Origin of the sequence: Variovorax sp. S12S4 (assembly GCF_023195515.1) — a bacterium.
In the GTDB taxonomy this organism is placed as follows: Bacteria; Pseudomonadota; Gammaproteobacteria; order Burkholderiales; family Burkholderiaceae_C; genus Variovorax.
The window spans coordinates 3964599-3984022 of record NZ_JALPKR020000002.1 but is presented as its reverse complement, the minus strand read 5'-3'; the positions used below and the strand labels follow the sequence as shown (position 1 = coordinate 3984022).

10 protein-coding genes are annotated in these 19424 nt (G+C 60.9%); 2 read left to right on the top strand and 8 right to left on the bottom strand.

The window, feature by feature from the left end:
* Positions 1 to 18: 18 nt before the first annotated feature.
* The 8 genes from M0765_RS19630 to M0765_RS19595 all read right to left on the bottom strand — a co-directional run bounded on the left by M0765_RS19630 (position 19) and on the right by M0765_RS19595 (position 17461).
* Positions 19 to 2070, bottom strand: a complete 2052-nt coding sequence (locus M0765_RS19630; protein WP_258505491.1) for an RNA-directed DNA polymerase — start codon at positions 2068 to 2070, stop codon at positions 19 to 21.
* A gap of 68 nt (positions 2071 to 2138) precedes the next feature.
* The gene (locus M0765_RS19625; RefSeq protein ID WP_258505490.1) at positions 2139 to 4079 is read right to left on the bottom strand and encodes a hypothetical protein; all 1941 of its coding nucleotides are present in this window, start codon (positions 4077 to 4079) and stop codon (positions 2139 to 2141) included.
* Between the two features lie 56 nt (positions 4080 to 4135).
* The gene (locus tag M0765_RS19620) at positions 4136 to 6454 is read right to left on the bottom strand and encodes a hypothetical protein (protein WP_258505489.1); all 2319 of its coding nucleotides are present in this window, start codon (positions 6452 to 6454) and stop codon (positions 4136 to 4138) included.
* Positions 6412 to 8001, bottom strand: a complete 1590-nt coding sequence (locus M0765_RS19615) for an Eco57I restriction-modification methylase domain-containing protein (protein WP_258505488.1) — start codon at positions 7999 to 8001, stop codon at positions 6412 to 6414. Before M0765_RS19615 ends, M0765_RS19620 begins: the two co-directional genes overlap by 43 nt.
* Positions 7922 to 9076 (bottom strand): hypothetical protein, encoded by a 1155-nt coding sequence (locus tag M0765_RS19610; protein WP_258505487.1) that lies wholly within the window; start codon positions 9074 to 9076, stop codon positions 7922 to 7924. The genes M0765_RS19615 and M0765_RS19610 overlap by 80 nt, the downstream gene beginning before the upstream one ends.
* 81 nt (positions 9077 to 9157) lie before the next feature.
* Positions 9158 to 11929, bottom strand: a complete 2772-nt coding sequence (locus M0765_RS19605; RefSeq protein ID WP_258505486.1) for a DEAD/DEAH box helicase — start codon at positions 11927 to 11929, stop codon at positions 9158 to 9160.
* A gap of 6 nt (positions 11930 to 11935) precedes the next feature.
* Complete coding sequence (locus M0765_RS19600) at positions 11936 to 17266, bottom strand: DEAD/DEAH box helicase (protein WP_258505485.1); 5331 nt, start codon at positions 17264 to 17266, stop codon at positions 11936 to 11938.
* Positions 17267 to 17284: 18 nt separating this feature from the next.
* A complete protein-coding gene (locus M0765_RS19595; RefSeq protein WP_258505484.1) occupies positions 17285 to 17461 on the bottom strand; it encodes a type II toxin -antitoxin system TacA 1-like antitoxin in 177 nt (58 codons plus the stop codon).
* Between the two features lie 284 nt (positions 17462 to 17745).
* On the opposite strand from M0765_RS19595, the gene M0765_RS19590 reads away from it, so the two are divergent.
* On the top strand, positions 17746 to 18342 hold the full coding sequence (locus M0765_RS19590) for a DUF6088 family protein (RefSeq protein WP_258505483.1): 597 nt from the start codon (positions 17746 to 17748) through the stop codon (positions 18340 to 18342).
* A complete protein-coding gene (locus tag M0765_RS19585) occupies positions 18335 to 19345 on the top strand; it encodes a nucleotidyl transferase AbiEii/AbiGii toxin family protein (protein ID WP_258505482.1) in 1011 nt (336 codons plus the stop codon). Before M0765_RS19590 ends, M0765_RS19585 begins: the two co-directional genes overlap by 8 nt.
* Positions 19346 to 19424 lie beyond the last annotated feature (79 nt).

Below are 19424 nucleotides of genomic sequence, written 5' to 3'. Positions count from 1 at the left end.
CGAAGCTGCTTTCGTCCGTCACCGCCAGCGAGACATCGCCAATGGAGGACAGGTACAGATGCGCCTGTTGCAGCAGATACCAGGGGAATCCGCACGCTCAAGAACAACACGACGAGCCAGTGCGCCCAAATCCTCTCTATAGCCGGCAATATCGACGGACTCGGGATAGTCCTCCTCTGCACGAAAGCCAGTTTCGACCGCACCTGCGCGCAGAAGGTCTGCGAGAACGTACTCGGCGACCCGAACCTGCCTCAGCTGAGCTGAATTGAGGCCGACCTGAGGGTAGAACAACTTGACGCTGAGCGCTTCGGCAACCGGCGACAACAATCTGGGATGTGGAAACAGATCCAGTCCGCAGCGCAGCAAGAGGGCCAGTGATGGGTTTTCGGCCCAGCACTTGATGAGCTTGCGCGCCGTGGATTCGAACTCATGGGCCAGGGCCATGCCATTGGTCACACGGTCGCTGAGTACGTTGCCAGCTGACGTGTGTGCAGTGGCATCCGTCATCGCCAGACGATGTCGCATCAGCTGTGCCAAACGCGTCGCCACGAAGCGCTTGACCGTGTCGTCACGTACGTCCGTGCTGGGCGCCGCAACAGTGGCTAAACGCAGGCGCGAGGGCTTGGGCTCCTCAGCATCGTCGATCTGGTCCGACATCCACAACAGGCCATCGAGCCCGCCAGCAGCCTGGGCCAGCGACTCCAGGTCGAAGGTTCCGCTGAGTTCCGCATTGAGCACGTCCATGAGGGCAGACATGTTGCTCTGAGCCGAAATCGAGCGGTAGGGCGTCACAACGCACTTGTCGGGCGACAGTTCAAGAACCTTCTGTGCCTTCAGCAGTTCGCTGTGGCTCTTTAGCGCGTCGGTGACAAATGCGACCGCGAGCCTCAAGATCGCATCTTGTCCCAGGCCACCCGTGCCGCTGGGGGCTTCGACGACCATGCGCATATCGTCCACATATCGACAGTAGTCGAGCAGCTTGACATCGTTACCGACGCTGGTTGCCTGAGCTGCTGCTTGCTGAAGCTGGCGGTCCAGCCTCAGCAGGTACGCATTCGCCAGAAAACCGGAGGCAACTAGCCCTTGTGGCAGGCCCAGTTCCAACTCTTCTTGACCAGACCCGTAGATCAGCTCTGCTTGCTTGTGATCTTCCGACCGCCACTGCCAACGAAAGATGCGCTCGGCGCGCTGCCAGAACGCCTCATCCGCCGCCGTCCTGTCGGGCAGCCCGAAGGCCTGCCGATGCTCCACTTCAATCAGGCGGAGTTCCTGCAAGAGTGCCGCCGTATCGATCCTGTCGAAGAACGACTTGATGTCGAGAGAAACCACAAACAGCTCGCGTCTGGGCGGCAACTGCGACAGCAACTCGGCGCACACCCGTCGCGGCCTTGCCAGGAACGCACGATAGTCTTGAAAGTACTGACGGTAGGTTCGACTGTTACCCCAAGAGAACTTGGCACGAGAAGGCGCGTTGCGCTGCTCGACCCAATTGCACTGAAGCCGGTTGCCATAGCTCACCACGCCCCGCTCGCGCATCGTCAGTACGTCCTTTACGGACGTATCGCCCTGAGCCGTCTCAACGGCTTCCGCCAGACACATCATCACGGCCGTGGCCAGTGTCTGGTCGCGGATAGACAGATGTGCCAAGGGACGCAGCTTTTGAGTCAGGTTGCTTGAGGCCTCATCGGCGCCAGGCTCGGTCACTTTGGTCTTGGGCGCCCAGTCATCGAACGTGGGCTCAGAGCCGAGGCTGTCGATGTCGAAGTCGAGGAGGTCTTCCAGTGATTGCACAACCGGGGTAGGCCTGAACTCCCACTTCGCAATCTTCGGGGCGGGCACCAGAAGCAATTCATGCGGGCGAAAGCTGTCTTGACTGACATCAGCACCCCAGCGCAAGAGTTGGTCCTCGAGATCGACCGTCGATGCATCCAACTCCAGCACGTCGGCATACCAGTTGTGGCGGCGGATGAATGCGTGAGACTTTTTCCAAGCCTGAGAAAGCACCACCACATCGGCAAGGCTGCTACCGTGTGGCGCCAGCTCCAGATACGCATCCTTAATAACTGACATGTACCCCCCTCCTTCTTCTTGTTCAAGCTATTCTTCTCTTCAAAGCACGCTTTCGCAAAAGCGTCGTTTCACGGATTACTGGAAGCCTGGGAGCTCCGGCACAAGCTCGCGCCTGAACAACAACTTCTCGTCGGATCCTGGCTCCAGTTCGAGCACGACATACGACCCACCACGAACCTTCTCGGGGGTGGCGATGTCGTTGTCACGATGAACTGGAATGGCGTCCCGTTGTCTCTACCGAGTTGTTCCGCCGCCTCGGCTGCCACGAGAAAGAACTCTCGGTAGAGCACATCGCTCATGTCGGCTTCACGTGGACAGTCGTGCACCAAAAATCCTGGGTGACTGCTTGCCTCGGATGTCGCTGAGTCAAGCAAGCACACGATGTCACCCAGAAGGACTTCAAGAACTTGATAGGCCTCACCGCCCCTTGCGACCTCGAAAGGTCGATATTCATGATCCTGCACGAATCGAGCATGGCCCGACGCCCCAAGAAGCCTTGTCGATACAAGTGCTGTCAGTGCCTTGATGGCGTCGGCACGAGCTGACTGCTGTGACCGACGACTAGCTAAGGTTGATCGGAGGCCATTCAGTTCAGCTTCCAGCCGTGCGAGAAGCCCGCGCGCGTTGACCAATTCTGCGGACTCGATGCCCTGCTCTTTTTGTGTGTGCAGGAGCTGAAGCTCCGCCCATGACGTCTTGAGGAGCGAACGAGAACTGTCGCTAGTTGCGACCCGAACTCGCAGACGCCGAAGCTCTGCTTGTTGAGTTGATATCCGCTTCTGCTGTGCGGTCACCGCAGACCCGGCGCGCACCTGGTCTGCCTGGCACTGGGCAAAATTCCGTGCCCGTTCGGGCGCGTTGGCCTGGACTTCCTTGCCATCTCGGAACCAGGTCATATTGACCGTGCTCTTGCGAGCTTGAATGTGCTGACACGCAGAGAATTCAACGTCGCCATGGTCACATCGGCCGTCCAGCCACGCCAACTTTTCACGCACTTTCGTCAAGCGCTCAAAGTCCGCCTGATTTGCTTCCACGAGCGCCTTGGCGATACTCACCTCAACTTCGGCCAACTTCAACTTATCGTTCAGGTGCGCCAAATGAAGCTGCTCTTGAGCAAGCAGCTGTTCCGCTAGGTCGACATCACTCTCCCATGCCGCCTCGGACGTCTCTGCTGAAGCGAGAGCTTCTCGAACACGAGATTCGATGGATTCACCCAGTATGGTTTCGAACACAGGCTCGTCCTCACCGGATCGAATACGGGCACGTAACTGCCGCTCCGCATGTGAAAGAGCATAGATCGGAGCGCGTTCCAGTTCTGGAATTCGCTCCTTGGACTTATCGAACCTCGCCTGTTTCGACTCAAGGTCGCGAAGCAGTTGGTCCAAGCCCGCATCGACCAAGCCCAGCACCGAGCCGACAAACAGCGGCGGGTCACGTCGGGACCGAAGAAATCCAAGCCCCTCGCCGTCTCGCCAGTGATAGAAGCCGTCAAAGCGCGTCCGTTGATCTCTGATGCACCAAGCCAACAGGTGACGCCACCGGAGCGGTTGGTTGGTACCCGGCAGCGACTGCGCGGCGAGACGGCCTATCGAAAACAGTTCCAGTGCGCCAAGGTATTCTTGGAACTCATTGGGGACAGCGCCCTGCACCAGCGACTCCAACGCCTCGCAAGGCGCTGCGAGGGAATGGCTGTACGCCCCGTAAGGGCGATACACCAGCCATGCTGTCCCGTCCACATGCACCTTGGCGGCAACGCCACCTTTCGGGAAGCCCGCCGACGCCTTCTCACGCAAAGTCGAAATGGCTGGCGCATCATCGCCCAGGATGTACCGCATCAGCAGGCACAGCGAAGTCTTCCCAACCCCGTGGCCTGCGCTGGCCAGGCCTGATGTCTCCGTGGACGTCGACTCTCGAGCCCAAACGATGTTCAGGCCAGGATGCAGCTCGATCGTGCGAGTCACTGACAAAGGCTCACGGGACTCCACCAGCCAAAGCGTCTCGATCCACATCCGAGGCTGCCTTCGGACTGGTTCGTAACCCTCAAGCCACTGCTTTGTCATATGTGTCACCTTGTTCCTGAAGACTTCGACGGCTGCTCGCTGTCCGACGTTCCCGCACGATCCGATTCCAAACGTCGCGACTCTGCCGCTACGAGAAGCCGGGCGACGTCACCATGCTCCGGAACCAGACGGACGTCTCCGGGCGGTACTGCCTCACCTCGAGTGAATGCAGCCTCGCCGGCGCGAGCTTGGCGAGCGAGGACGCCGACGGATTCCAGGCGCTGGACGATAGGGAGAGCGCGGCTCAACAACTGCGTTGCAGCGTTTGAAATGCCCAAAAGGCTGGAAAGCTCCGTGAAACGCCGCGCGTCCGACGGGTCCAGGTACTGCGCCGCGTTCGCCGAACGAGCCACGAGGAACTGAAGCTCGGACACAGAACTTCCTTCCGGTCGGGACTCGACCAACGCAACGATGAGTCCAGCAAGCAACGCCTCTTCCTCGTTGCGAATCATCCCCAGCTCGGAGAACTGAGAAGTGACGGCTGGAGCAGCCAGCGGTACCTGAACAGGCGCGGCGCCAAGTTTGTCCCAGGCCTGTAACACCAAGCGCTGGGTACGGTACTCGCCGAACTCTCGCATCTCGCTGTTCTTGAGCACGCGGAAGGTTTCGCTGGGATAGTCGGGACCCATCACGTCGGCAGGGTCGAGGATGTAGCGCAGCTCGTCGCGGGTCAGGCCGTAGAGGCGGGCGTAGTAGGCGTCCAGCTCGGAACGCAGTTGAGCGCGGCGTGGGGGATTCCAGGCAAAAGGCTGATCACGTTCGGTGGCTGAGCGGGGGTCGAAGGCCGCAAGAGCGTCAGCCCAAGGCCGCAGGTCGTGGGCGGTAAAAGTGAGTTCGAGCACACGCGGAACGATGAAATCGAGGTCGGTTTTCTCAAAGTGCTTTGGAAGCAGCGTCGGGAACTGCTCGACGTAGCCAAAAGTCATGTTGGTGCCCCCCAGTTTCTGACGGACCACGTAGTCGAACGAGAGTGATGTCAGCATCCCAAGAAGTGCGGCGGCCAATTCAGGAGCGGTGGAGACTTGATAAAGCGGCATCGAATGCCCGACACCAAGCCTAGGCATCACCGAGGCGATGAAACTGCGTTCATCGGTGCTGCGCGCGATATTTCTGAATCCGAAGAGCCACTGTGGGCTACGTCGATCCAGCCACTCATCTATTAAGTCCAACAGCGCTTTCTCCATCGGCATCTGCTTGAATACCTGACCCATGGCTTCAAGTTCGCTATCGGACATGCGCGCATCGAGGTTCTGCAACGCCCATTTCGGGAACTCGGTCAGGGCCTGCTTGGTGGTAAGACCGGTACCCAACAGAGCTTTGGAGAGGGGCTCGAAACTGGCTTTGAGCTGCGCTTCGATGGAGGCGATATGGGGAAGAACACGCTTTTGCGAGCCCTCTGCTACCTCGAGTTCCCCTGTCGCGCGGGTGAACAACTCTCCAGCCACCCAGGCCGCGAGGGCCAACAACAGCTCGGGCAGCGCGCTGTCTTGCGTAGCTGCCTGGGCAGTCGCTGCATGCCACGCGAGCCAAGCACGCGCCACACGGGTCGGCACGCGCGCGACACGGGCCAGCACCTCGCGCTCAGGCACCCAGTAGCGCGGACGCACGGTGAAGGCGGGGTCGGCCTTCTGTACAGGGCTCGAGTCGACGGTCTCCAGGCCACCTGGCTTGTCGGGCGCCTCGACGTAGGTCGCCCAGCGGTGGTCAAATTGGTGAACCATCTTGGCTTCGTACAGCGCTACCAATCCTTCTCCCGGCAACGACTGAAACGAATCACTGTCGTCGGACATGTGCAGCATCCGTCCGAGTTCGATGCCCCATGGATTCGTGCTCGGTTCGTCGTCTCGAAGGAGAACAGGTGCAGCTCGATATAGCTTCTTGGTCAGTTCAGCGTCGCGCTTGCTGCGGAAGACCGGGCATGTACGGCTGTTCGGGTTGATGAGGGCGAACTCGTCCGGGGTGAGAAAGAAGCGGCGGCGTTCGTCGTTTAGATGTTCCGTCTTAGTGGCGAAACAAACGAACTCGGACTGCGTCGCGGCGCCAAGCGTCAACAGAGAAAACTTGTAACTGCGGTGGACGGAGGGAAACACCGCATCACTGTTTTCGAAATCGAACAGACTCGCCAGCCGGCTACCCGTTGCAACGTGGGAAAAGAACGCCGAGGTCGACTCGTCCGTGGCTATTCCGGTGGGTACTATGAACCCGGCACGGCCGCGCGAAGACGTCGCTTGCAGCAGGGTTTCTGCGAAAAGTGCATAGGTATTGACATCGCCAGCACCAGTCAGCACATATCTCCGGCTTTCGCGTGAGAAGTGCTTCGACACATCGGCAGCTCGATGCGCCAATGCGAACTCGTGATAAAGCGCCTGCTCGGTCGCGCTAGGGGGCTCAGCCCTTCCGCAGCCTCCAAATCGGGAGCTACGGTATGCAGCAACATGCCGCGCGCCAGCAAGCTGATGCGCCTCGTTCGTTCCGCCTTATTTTGGGCTTGCGCGATAAGTGGACTACGGTTCGCGAAAAACTCTTCTTCTTTGAGAGTCAACCTCTCCCATGGAGGATTCCCCAGCATCACTGAGAAGCCACCGGCCGCAGCTACCTGCGGAAAGGCCAGCCACCAATGAAACACGCCGAGCTGGCGACATATCGATTGGGCGGCGTCTTCCACCTCAGCCAGGGAGGGTTGATTGCTCAGCACACTCCATAGATGACTCGAAAGCGGCACCGTCGCCTTCGTCTCCGCCAATTTGGGCGTCAGAAAGGCTGCCACGAAAATATCAGCTACGCGCGCGAAGCCGCTATGGTGAGCTGCGGCATCGACCTCATGCCAAGCTTGGCGCTTGGCGGCCAAGTGTTCAGTAGTGTCATCGTCCAGTGTTTCAGCGGTCACGGCCTGGGCGACTAGGCCAGCTTGAGTCACCAAGTCGCCGCTGGCTATTGAACGCCAGCTCTTTAGGTCGGCTTTGTTCTGCTTCTTCAGTGCCGAAGCCACTGTCTTGTCATCGCCGGAAAGCGCGGCATAGGCTTCGTCGGGGATACCATCCTCCAACACCTTCGGGTCAAGCACACCGAGCAGCGCGTCACCTATGCGCAGGTGATGGTCGATGAAGCTCAACGGTCGGTCGGGCGAGTAGGCCTCCAGCCAAAGCGCCGTCTTGGTCAGCTGAATGGCCATGGGGTTCTTGTCCACCCCGAAAATGCAGTGGCTGACCACATCTCGCAGGGCATGGCGGTAGTCGACCGGCGCAGGGGCTCCGCCTTCCCGCTCCGCAGCGGCACGGTGCAGGGCCACTTCGTCAGCCAAACGCCGGGCTGCAGACAGTAAGAAGTGGCCGCTGCCGCAAGCCGGGTCGCAAATGGTCAGGCCAAGCAAGGCTTCTACAGGCCGCTCAGGGTTGGCGCGAACCGTATCCGCAATGACAGGCTCCAGCGCCGTCTTGATGAGTTCTTGAACCAAGCTGTCAGGCGTGTAGTAGCTGCCGGTCAGCTTGCGAGTGTTGCCTTTGGTGCTGCCTTCGCTGTCGCCATCGCCCACGAAGGCCAGACGAGCTGCTGAGGGCTGTGACAGCATCTGCAGGTCGGGCACCAGTTCCAGCAGGCTTTCGTAAACGCTGCCGAGCTCTTCCGGGCCCATGTCTCGGTAGTTGACGCGGGTCAGGCCGCCGTCGGCACGGAACCACCCCAACTGGAAAACCGCAGTTAGTAGCCAACGGTTTTCCAACTGTGTGCCATCGAGCCACGCGCATTGGTCCGCATCGAAGAGGCCACCGAGCGCGGGAAGACCCAGATGCGCTTCACCCCTTACCAATGAGCCGAAGGTGATGCCGAGCGCCTGCCACAGGTCGGCGTGCCGGTCGTGCTGGCTGCGCCGCACAGGCCCGCTCGCGCAGCCAAGTCATCGAATAGCCGGACAGATAGCGTTGCTGCACTTCAGGCGGCGCGTCGGGCGTGAAGATGAGGCGTCGCCCGCTGGTCTGATCGGTTCGGTCTTCGACCGTGGACAGAAAAAATGAGCCGATAGACCAAGCGGAGCAGTTCTTCAAAGAATGCCTGGCGACCCAGGGCACCATCCTCCCCGTCCATTCGTTGCAGGGCCGCCCGTAGCTCACTGTTAGCGGGATGCGAGAGGAAGCCGGTTCCAAGAGCACGCAAAGCATCGGCCACCTGAAAGCGCAAGTTGGTTCGCACGGTGACGCCCGCAGCTTGGCCCGTTGCTCGCCAGCGTTCCCACACGCAATTGGTCGGCTCACCCGGGGGCTGCTAAATCGGCTGGCGTGCGCCAGGAGCCAGAACGCGGTGAAGTCGGGGTGCAGCTCTTCAGTGAAGAGCGCTTCCAGATCTACCTCGATGTAGGCCGGCCGGGTTAGGCTGGGGTTGTCGCGCAGGATGCGCAGCGTCAAACCATTGGTGACAATGGCCCACAAAGAGGCATCGGAGGCATTGACGGCCTCTTGAGCCAGCATGTAGGGGCTGCGCCGGCGAACCTTGCCCGTGTCTGGGTTGGTTTCCCCGAAGCGCTCGGCCGCCGTATCCAGCGGCTGGTCATGCGCGGCGAACAACATGGGCACGCAGCCGCTCTCGGCGGCATGGCCAATGGCGTAGCTATGATCATTTTTTTCGATTGCCGCACAACGACCGATGTCTGAGAAGTGCAGCACTTCGCGCATCAAGGGCAGCAGCAACTCCCGGACGGTCACATCGTGGGCGTTGACGTCGGTGCGTCTGCGCAACGCCTTGAAGTCGTTCCACAGGCTCAGAGCAATCTTGAAGTCGCGCCCGATCTCATCGCGCAGTTTGAGGCCTTTAGATATCCGGTACTGCGCCTCCGTCTGCTCGGTTGAAGCCGGCTCGGCGAGGGTGGTCAGGCGGGCGAGCTCGTCTGCGGGGATGAGCCCACCTTCGATGCGGATCGCGCGGTAAGCCAGGGTGGTGATTTTCTTGCGCGCCATGGTGTCAGGCTCCCTCGCTATGGGCTGCAGCGGCAGGGACCAGCACGTAGACGCCCATCACATCCACCGGTAGGCTGGCGGTCACTTGGTAGGTGCCTTTGGCATCAGCCGCTTCGCGCACACGTCGATGGTCTTGCAGGAGATCCTGGGCGCGTGCCTTGGCAATGGCTTCCAGTTGCGGCTGCCATGCTGGCAATCCATCAAGCGCCGTTTGCAATTGACGGTCTCGCAGGGGGGCGGCATGTTGCGGGTGGCTTCGGAGCCCAACAGCTCGCGAGCCTGGTCGGCGGCCAGCAGCTCAAACGGGGTGGCACCTGCCGAAGCCACAGCCACGGACTCCTCGCAGAGAATGAGCCGGGTCTGGCTGCCGTGCGTGACGCTGAGCTGATGGCGCATCCGCAGCAGCAGCACGGTGGTCTTGAGCTGGACGTTGCCGACGAAGGCGGCGCCGGCTCGGGCGACTGAGCTGTCGTCACTCGCGCCGTTCGTGGCGTCGAGTGCCCTTTCGAGCAGCGTGTCCGCCAACACCACCACCAGCGGGTGGGTGCGGTGAATGAACAGCGCACCCTGTGCGGCGGGTTGATGAAAGTCGATGCGTAGCGTGCCTTCAATGCCCTCCGCACTAAGGCGTTCGCGAATGGGCTGCGGCAGGTGCTCGGTCAGGAGCTTGAAATGCCCGCGAACAATTTCCAGCGGTGCGCCCAGCTTGACGGCTGCGCGACTGACGAATCGCTCGACATCATCTTCGCCACCTAGTGCAGCAGCCGATTTGCGCCACTCAGGCAACACGTCCTCAGGCTTCAGACGACGTTGGGCAAAGATAGAGCGATTCAGCTTGGCCTTTTCTTTGGCGCTCTGCCATGCCAGTTCGATCTGTTTGGCTGGTTCGCCAAACAGATCGAACTGTGACTGTGCATTGATGGCCGTGCCCTTGCGCAGCAGCACAGCGTTCAGCAGCGCCTGGGTCAGCTTGCCCTCGTTATCGGGCATGGGCACCAGAACACCCAACTCCTTTCGGATGCTCTCGGCCTTGCGCAAGATGACCTGAAGCACGGCACCATCGACCGGGTTGTCTTCACCATACAGCATGGTGCTGCGAACTTCTCGAGCCTTCTGACCGAAGCGGTCCACTCGGCCTTCACGCTGTTCGTGACGGGTGGGATTCCAACTTAGGTCGTAGTGAACGACTGCCGTGAAAAGGTTCTGAAGGTTGACACCTTCGGAGAGACAGTCGGTTGCCACCAGGATGCGGGTCTCGCTTTCACCCAGTTGCTCGACAGCCGCTTCGCGCTCGCCAGGTGTGAGTTCCCCGGTCACAGCCTTGACCGTGGCGGACTTGAACTTGTTGCACAGGTAGGCTGCTAAGTAGTGTGCCGTGGCGATGTAGCGACAGAACACGACCGGCTGAAAGCCATCTTTCAGTAGCACTGTCAGGTGCTCCTGCAACTTGGCCAGCTTGGGGTCGTTTTGACTGCCGGCCAGTGCAGCGGCGGCGGCAATCAGTGCCTGGAGTCGTTGCGAGTCTTCGGTCTGCGCACCGGGCTCGATGTCGTCGATTGAGAGTGCGTCGTCCGCACCGTCCAGCACCCGATCACTGGCCTGCAGCTCCAACTCTTCAAGGGACAGCGTCTCGGCTTCAGCATCGTCCGCTTGAACACCATGCAGCCGTGTTCGCAGCGAATTGACGGCAGCCGCAGGCGACGACGAGATGCAGCGCAGCAAGGCCAGTGCAGCCCACCAATTCATGCGCTGCTCACGCAGGCCCTGCCCCTCGGCGCGTTCGACGAGCTCGCGAGCGTAGACCAGCACGTCATTAAACAGTTGTCCCCAGGCACCGGTCAGGCGGTAGGTTATCTCAGCCGTCCTGCGGTCCGGGAACATGGACGAGTCTTGCCACTCAGCAATGTCGGGCCGGCGCCGTTGGACGAAATGGCGCGACAGCGCCTCGCGCAGGTCGCTACGCTGGGTGCTCGGCAGGTCCTTCAGCAGCGTAAAGTCCGTACGCAACAGACCCAAGAGATTGAAGAACGCTTCTTCGTCGCCGCTGTGTGGCGTGGCCGTCAGCAGCACCATGTGGCGGCCGGCGTCCTCGGCCAGCCCCTTGAGGAGCTGATAGCGTTGCTGCCGGCCTTGACCGCCCTGGGTGCAGGTATGCGCCTCGTCCACGATGACGAACTCGGGGCAGAAGCGCTGAAAGGCCTCGCGTCGGCGTTCGGACTTGATGTAGTCCAGGCTCACCACGGTGAAAGGATGCGCGTCGAACAAAGACGTGCCAGGGGGCAGATCACGCTCCAGCCGGTCGGCGGTGTTCGAGCGCACCACCATCGCGTGGATGTGGAAGCGCTCGGCCAGTTCACGCTGCCATTGCTCACAAAGATGAGGCGGGCAGAGCACGGCAAGACGCTGGACCTCGCCGCGGTCAAGCAATTCACGGGCGATGAGAGCTCCCTCGATGGTCTTACCGATACCGACGTCGTCAGCAATCAGAAGACGCACCGTGGGCAGCTTCAGTGCCATCAACAGCGGCACGAGTTGGTAGGCGCGTGGTTCAACAGCGATGTTGCCGAAGCTTCGGAACGGGCCCGCACCACTGCGCAGTTTGAGCTGCAAGGCATCCAGCAGCAGCTGGCTGGCCGAGTGATTACGGGCCTGACCGACCGTGGGCCAAGGAAAGGTTGCCGGTTGAACCGGCAGGCGCTCCAAGGGCAGGAAGATGAGGGTTTCGTCGCGCTCACCGCCGCTCAAGGGGCGCAGGTGCAGCGTGCTGGTGTCGGACTCGGGCAGCACGATCCACTCGCGGCCACGAGCGGCAATCAGGCTTCCCGGAAGGAACTCCGGCAGGGGTACATTCATATCGATTCAGTTCTTGCCGGGACCAAACAGGTCCGTGTTGTTCTTGAAGATGTCGGGCCATGCCGTGGTCTCTTTGGGAAACCTCACGACCAGGTAGCCCAGTTCATCGAGCTTGCGATTGATGTCGGCGTCCTTCTGCTTCTGGCCTTCAGCATCATGATGGGGGCCGTCGATGAAGACAGCCAGATGGAGGTCGTCGTAGAAGAAGTCCGCGCAAGTGCCCGCAGTGGCAATCGTGTGTTGGCCGCGGTCCGGCTTGCGGTGGCCGTTGTCGCTGACATGGGCAAGCCATGCCTGCTCCAGGCTGCTGCCAGCCGTGCGTGACAGCTCAGCGTCGTGCTGCTCAGGCGCACGGCCTTGTGTACCTTGTTCGGTGCTGGCCAACGTCAGTCGACAAAGGATGTCCAGCAGCAGGCCGCCGGCATCCTTGTCTTTTCGGTCGATGAGCGTGTGGTCCGGCTGGTTGTAGTACGAGAGCAGGCATCGGTAGCAACCTGCCTCGCACAGCGGCTGACCGTCGGTATCACGCTCCTCTTCCAAGGTCTTGCGCAGCCAGGGCTGCCCAGGTTCGGGTGGCAGGAAGTGCATGACCTCCAGCGCCTTGGCAGCGATTTCAGCCATCGCCGTGGGCTCCGTTGCCAGACGCGTCAGCACGCCTGCACCACCCTCTGCGGCCTCGAAAAAGAGGATGGACTGACGGTTGTCACGCGTTGGGAGGGGCTCAGCCATCAGCTCGCTCTCTTCGAGCTGGTACAGCGCCTCGATGCCACGTTTCAAGGCATATTGCAGCGTGGTCAGCGTCTCTGCAGACAGAACACCGAGCCGGTAGTGCGGTCGCACGATGAGGATATTTCGGCGGTCTTCAACGTAAGGAACGATCCGCTGCGGCGGTGTCTTGTCGGGTGGGGCATCGCCTTCCGCCTCAGAGTCACCGCTGCCGTCGTCAACGCCGCCAACCCAGTGGCCCGTGACTGGGTTCATCATGAAGCCTTGAATGGCTTTCTCTTTGCGGCGGCGCCAGCCGAAGTTCATGCGCCACACCGTAGCCGCAGGGCCGTATTGCAGTTCCAACAAGGGGCCTTGGTCGTCACTCGCGATCGTCGTCACCATCTGCAACTTGCCGTCTGATTCGGCGAACTGCAACGTGGTTTGCATCTCGTAGCCTTGTCGAACACGTTCTTCCTCGTTTGCGGTAATGCGCTCGGCCCGCTTGGTGGAGACGTTCTCGATTCGGTAAAGGTTCTTGACCTCCTGGGCACCGTCCAGCGATGCGCCGCAGGAAACACAGCGGTCAGCATCGCGCTGTGAGCGGAAGTGGCCGTAGCCGCACGCGGGGCACAAGCGGGCAACATCCGTCGGCAGGCGTGCGCCGTCACTGACCTGATCTTGCCCCGTAATGGTCAGCAGGGCCTTGATGACCCTGTACTGGCTGCCTTCGTGATAGATGAGGCTGTAGGGGCCGAACTCGCCAAGTGCCAGGAAGCGTGGGCGTGACAGGAAACTCTCGCGGCCGATATGACCGCGACGTGCAGGCAGATAAGCCAGCAGTGGCAGCCGCGGGAAGTTGTAGCCGGGCAAGAAGCCCTGGCTGGCCATGTAGCGGTAGGTGTAGAAGTCGCTGTTGAAGGCGCTGTCACCGGCCAGCAGCAGGTCACGCTGCTTGCGGGCTTCGTTGTGGCGTTGTTGGGCCTCACGCCGTTCGCGCTCGCTCGCTGCGGGATTGTTTTCGATCTTGAAATTCAAGTCGATGGCCTGGGCCGTGGCACGATAGAGGTCGCGCCAGCGCTGCAGGGCCGCATCGAACTCGATGTATGAACGCTGGAAGACGGTTTCGGCCCAGGCGTCGCTGAACCACGGTGCACGTTGCGGCGTGAGCTCGGTCTTGAGCATGCTAAGGACCTTGAGGCCTCGCGAGTGCGCTCGCTTTTTCGCATCGGGTTTGTCCAAGTCCGACGCCATCTCTTCCGTCACAGGAAGGGACTCTGGCTGGTTCATATCCAGCAAGTCGCGTACGCTGTTGCCAAGCTTCTTGCCGGTTTCTGCCAGCCAGATGGCATGCATGTGGCTCTTGATGAGTTCCAGGTTGGCCAGGTCGAGCGTCGGCGCGTTCACTTGACCATGAACCATCCGGACGGGGTCGCGGAAGTAATACTGATCGTGTGGGCTCTGGGCGGCACAGTAGGTAATGACCAACGCTGGCTGCCCTGCCCGGCCAGCTCGGCCACTACGCTGTGCATAGTTCGCCGGTGTAGGCGGGACGTTGCGCATGTACACCGTGTTCAGTGACGAGATGTCGACGCCCAGCTCCATCGTGGGCGAGCAAAACAATACCGGGAGCCATTCAAGGGGCGTGCCGTTCTTGTTCTGCCATTCCGTTCGGTCTTTCTCGGTGAAACGGAACCTGGCCTCGCGCTCCATCCGGTCGTCCTGCTCGACTTGAGCGGTGTGCTCGCGAGCTTCGAAATCGAAGAGCTGGTGAACCGGGCTGTCAAGCAGGTTTGCGATGTTCTTGTAGAGGCCTCTGAAGAATGTGTTGTCATTGGCCTGACGCTGGCTTGCACCCGAGCCCGGCGCCCAGACCAACGCAGTGCCATTCAGTTGCCAGCCGGTGAGACCGACATCTGTATCTTCTTTGCGGACCAGTCCATAGGATTCGGCGGCCTTCAGCAGTGCAGCGATGACATCCGGGTATGTTTGGTCATTGACCTGCTTGTAATACGGATTGGCGCCGCCCCAAGTGCTACTCTTGCGCAGGTCCCTGCCCAGCCGGGACCGGCTGGAGCCGATGACGAGAAAGTCATCCAGATTGACACGGCGCCCCCTGCGGTCGCTTTCTTCCTTGGGCCGGCTCGTGACGAACCACTTCGCAGGCTGTGGGCGCTCGTCCTCCGTGAAGCCCCATGGCTCGCACAGATTGGCGTAGCTTTGCGTACGGAGCTGGTCCAGTTCGGTGCGGTCAAGGTAGCGAGTGGCGATACACAGCCCCTGCCGCATGAAATCGAACAAGGCGCGCAACACGAAGGCGCGTTCGCTCGGCTTGGCGGCTTGCAGCACCGGCGGTGCATTCGCCCACTCGGCGGCATCGGCGGCTAGGTCGTCAATGTCCTGGTAGTCGATACGCACCAGCCCCAACTGTTCCAGATTGGGGTTGTTGAATCGCCAACCACGACGCAGATCGAAGTAGCTTCGGTAACCAAGGATGCCGCGCATGGCCTCCTGAACTTGCCGTCTAGTGTTGCCCTTGACCTCGGGCTGCTGCATGAATTCCGACCGGACAGCGAAATCATCGCGGTGGAAGCCGAGCGCTTCGAAAACCGCATTGGCGACCTCCTTCTCGCTCAGCACGTTGGACGGGGCCTTGTTAACGGCCGACAGGAGCGCAGCGCGGGTCAACAGGACTTGCAGAAAGTCGTTGAAGTGACCGGCCTGAAGAGCGGCATCCTGGCGGTTGTCCGAGAAACCCAAGACTTTCTTGGCATCTGCCGAGAGCTGCTGGTCTTGCTCGTACAAGTAGCGCAATGCCGACAATGTCAGCATGGTCGTGGCAGAGCTGCGTCCCTCGCCCGACAACGAGGTCAGACGCAGCGCGTCCTTGCCAGAGGTAGCGTGGGCAGTGCCACATGCGAGACAGAAACGGAACGCGCCAGGGATGAACCACGCGGTGAGCCCGAGTTCTGTCGTTGTCACTCCGTCCGCACGGACATTGACGGATTGCGGAATGAACTTGCGTTTGTCGGATTTGACGCGCCACTCACCGTCCACGCGCTCTTCCACCCAGCCCTCTGGGTAGCGTTCGGGGTCAGAAGGGTCCCATCCGTCCAGACTGGGGAGCAGGAAGCCGAACTTGACTTGATCGTCGCCATGTTGGCGCTCCTCAATGCTGCGAGCATTGAAAGTTCGACCTTCCGGACTTTCAGCATCCCAGACAGGCAAATATTCCTGTCCACAGTCTCGGCAGAAATGGACGTGGTAGTAGCGGCGAAATCGGTCCTTGTCGCCTGACACGTACTGCTGGCCATCGAGCGTGATGGCGCGGTGACGCGGTGCCTCCAGCGTTGCGTAAACCTTGCCGCCACCAGCGATGAATTGGTGCAGCTTGAACGCGAACAGCGACTTGCCCGACTCGTCAGTGACCGCGTAGGCCAGCAGCATGAAGCGTTGGAGGTAGTCAAGACAGGTGTCCGTCGTCTCGCCTGACGCCTCGTGCAAAAGCCTGGCGGCTTCTGCGAGTGTGCGCGGACGAGCGCGGCGCGGCTTGTCGCCTTCATAGGTCAACCCCAGCGTCAGTTCTACCCATACGGAGACTGGGTGTGCTGCGAGCGTCTGGAAGACGGATCCTGCGGGTACACCAGCGCGAATAGCGTCTCCAAGCCTTCCCGCAACAGTGGTCAGCGTATCCTGCTCAGGCGTCGTCCTGCGCAGCGTTTCGGTGATGATGTTCCGGTCTGGGATGCTGGTGCCGAACAGGCGAGAGGCGACACCGGCGACGACGGCATTGCGCGCCATCTGAGTACCCTCGGTGGCCATCGTTGCCGATGTGCCGATGCAGATGAGGCTTTCGGCCAGCGCCTCCCTTACGCGGCGAACGAGCAGCGCAACGTCTGCGCCCTGCCTACCACGGTAGGTGTGCAGTTCGTCGAGTACGAGGAAGCGCAGACCCTTGGCGTTGCGCATCACCGCCTTGTCGATATCGTTCTGCCGGGTCATCAGCAGTTCGAGCATCATGAAGTTAGTGAGCAGGATGTCGGGCGGATTCGCAGCCATGGCCTGCCGCTCTTCGTCGGACTCCTGCCCTGTGTAGCGCCCGAAGGTCACTGCCCGTTCGCCCAGGGCTGACCCCAAAAACTTCTTCAATTCTTCCAACTGCGAATTGGCCAGCGCGTTCATCGGGTAGATGACGATGGCCCGCGTGCGCGGCTTGGGATCGACTGCTTTCGCCTTCAGGCAGGCATCAACGATGGGGATGAAATAGCTCAGGGACTTGCCGGAGCCCGTCCCGGTGGTCAGCACATAGCTCTCTCCCGCTGCAGCCAAGCTGATGGCTTCGGCTTGGTGCTTGTGCAGGGGAAGCGAGACCCCCTTCGACGAGGCAGTTTTTCCGAGACGAAAGATGTCGGCGCATTGAGCGTTTAGCTGACCAGCTGCAACGAACTCATCGACCGTCCCGCCCGATTTGAAGTTTGGGTTGATTTGGATGAGCGGCTCTGGCCAATATTTTTGACTGGCGTACTGGCCATCCACATAGTCGCGAATGTCATCCGCGCGAATGCGCGTGAAGCTACGAGTGAACTGCTCGTACTCACTAACGATGTGCTCTCTGAACTCGAAGACATCCATGTCGGCTCCTTGTATGGCTCAGCGGCTCTCAGCCCGCTTGACTTCTGGGTTCACTCCTTGCGCACGGCAGTGCTGTCTGACCAGCACTTCGATGAAGTTGGCAATCGTTCGTCGCTCCTGCTCGGCCGCCATCCGAATTAGTTCCTTTAGCTCAGGCGTAACCCGGAGGTTGAGGGTTTCGGTCTTTCGTTCCATGGCTTAGCTCGTCAAAGGATGTACCGCAAATGTAACGCGGAAAGTAAGTACTTGTCAGCTGTGACGCCTGAATGCTTGGGCAAGCATGAGACTTGAAGGCCCTTACGCATCACTTTTCCGGCGCTCTCACCGATGTGGCCCTGCCGGCGGCGCCTGACGTCGCCGGCCGGTTCACCGTGGCAGCAACAGCGCTCTGCTGACTGCCCCCATCACTGCGATAACAGGGAGGCCTTGAAAACTGTCAGAAACTACGTCATACTTCTACCACCTCTAAAGTTATCGCCATGCAGACCCTCGCCAAACAAGTTCTGGAGCACGCCGCCGGATTGCCGGAAGGCTCGCCCTTGGTCGCCAAGGAACTACTGCACCTAGGCAACCGGGCCGCCGTGGACCAGGTTCTGTCTCGGCTTGTGCAGCGGGGCGCCCTGCTTCGCGCGGGCCGCGGCATTTATGTCCTGCCGGTCGAGAGCCGCTTCGGTTCCCGTGCGCCCTCGACCGCCAAGTTGGTCGAGGGGCTGGCCAGTCAGCGCGGGGAAACCATCGTGTCGCATGGCGCGTCCGCCGCCAACGCGCTCGGGCTCACGACCCAGGTGCCGATGCGGTCCGTCTACCTGACGTCCGGCCCCAGCCGCAGCCTGAAGCTGGGCGCCCAAACCGTGGAGTTGCGGCATGCACCGGTGTGGCAGCTGATCTTTCCTGGCCGCGCCGCCGGCGATGTGGTGCGGGCGCTGGCATGGCTCGGGCCGGAAAAGGCCGGCGCCGCGCTGCGGGCGCTGCGCGCCAAACTGCCGCCGGCCGAGATGAAGGAAGTGGCGTCGGCGCGTGCGCGCCTGCCGACTTGGATGGCGCAGGAGGTGAGCGCGCTGGTACCGCATGGCTGAGTTCTTCGAACTGTCTGCCGATGAGCGTTTGGAGGCTCTTGTCCAGGCCGCCGACGCTTCTGGCCGCCCTCCCCACCTGTTGGAAAAAGACGTTTGGGTGGTGTGGTCCCTGCAACATCTCTTCGCCACGCCCTATGCGCCGCATCTCGTCTTCAAGGGCGGCACATCCCTCTCGAAGGCCTATGGCGTCATTCAGCGCTTCTCCGAGGACGTGGACCTCACCTACGACATCCGCGCCATCGCTGGTGATCTGATCGGCGATGCGGGCACGCCACTCCCGGCCAGCAAGAGCCAGGTGAAGAAGTGGAGCAAGGAGATCCGCGCCCGTCTGGCTGAATGGGTGGCCACCGAAGTCGTTCCGCGGCTCCAGCATGACCTTGGGCAGCATGGCCTGCCCGCCACGATCCGCACCGAAGGCGACAAAGTGTTCATCGACTACACGCCCTTGACCTCGGGAACGAGTTATGTCCCGTCTGCAGTCATGCTCGAATTTGGCGCGCGATCCACCGGCGAGCCTTCCGAACTGCGCTCCGTTCACTGCGATGCAGCCGCACACCTGCGGGGCGTCGAGTTTCCCGAAGCGTCGCCACAGGTGATGCGTGCCGAGCGGACCTTCTGGGAAAAAGCCACTGCGATTCACGTCTTCTGCGCGCAAGGTGCCTTTCGAGGCGGGGATAGATTCGCTCGCCATTGGCACGACGTGACGCGGCTCGATGCCGCCGGCTTCGCCGACTCGGCGATCGCAGATACGGAGCTGGCGAAGGCTGTGGCCGATCAAAAGAGCATCTTCTTCGTGGAGAAGAACCTGGACGGTGGACTGATCGACTATCACACCGCAGTCGCGGGCGGTCTTCGCCTCGTTCCCGACGACGACGCCTTGGCCAAGTTGGCCGCCGACTACCAGCACATGATCGACGATGGTTTGTTCCTAGAGGAGGTCGAGTCGTTCGACGCGCTGCTCCATCAATGCCGCGCGATTCAAGAGAAGGCGAATGCGGCATGAGGCGTGGGGATGATCGGTCATCCTAGAGCCGTTGATGCACAGCGGACAAACCATGGCCGACATGTCTTCTATTGAACGG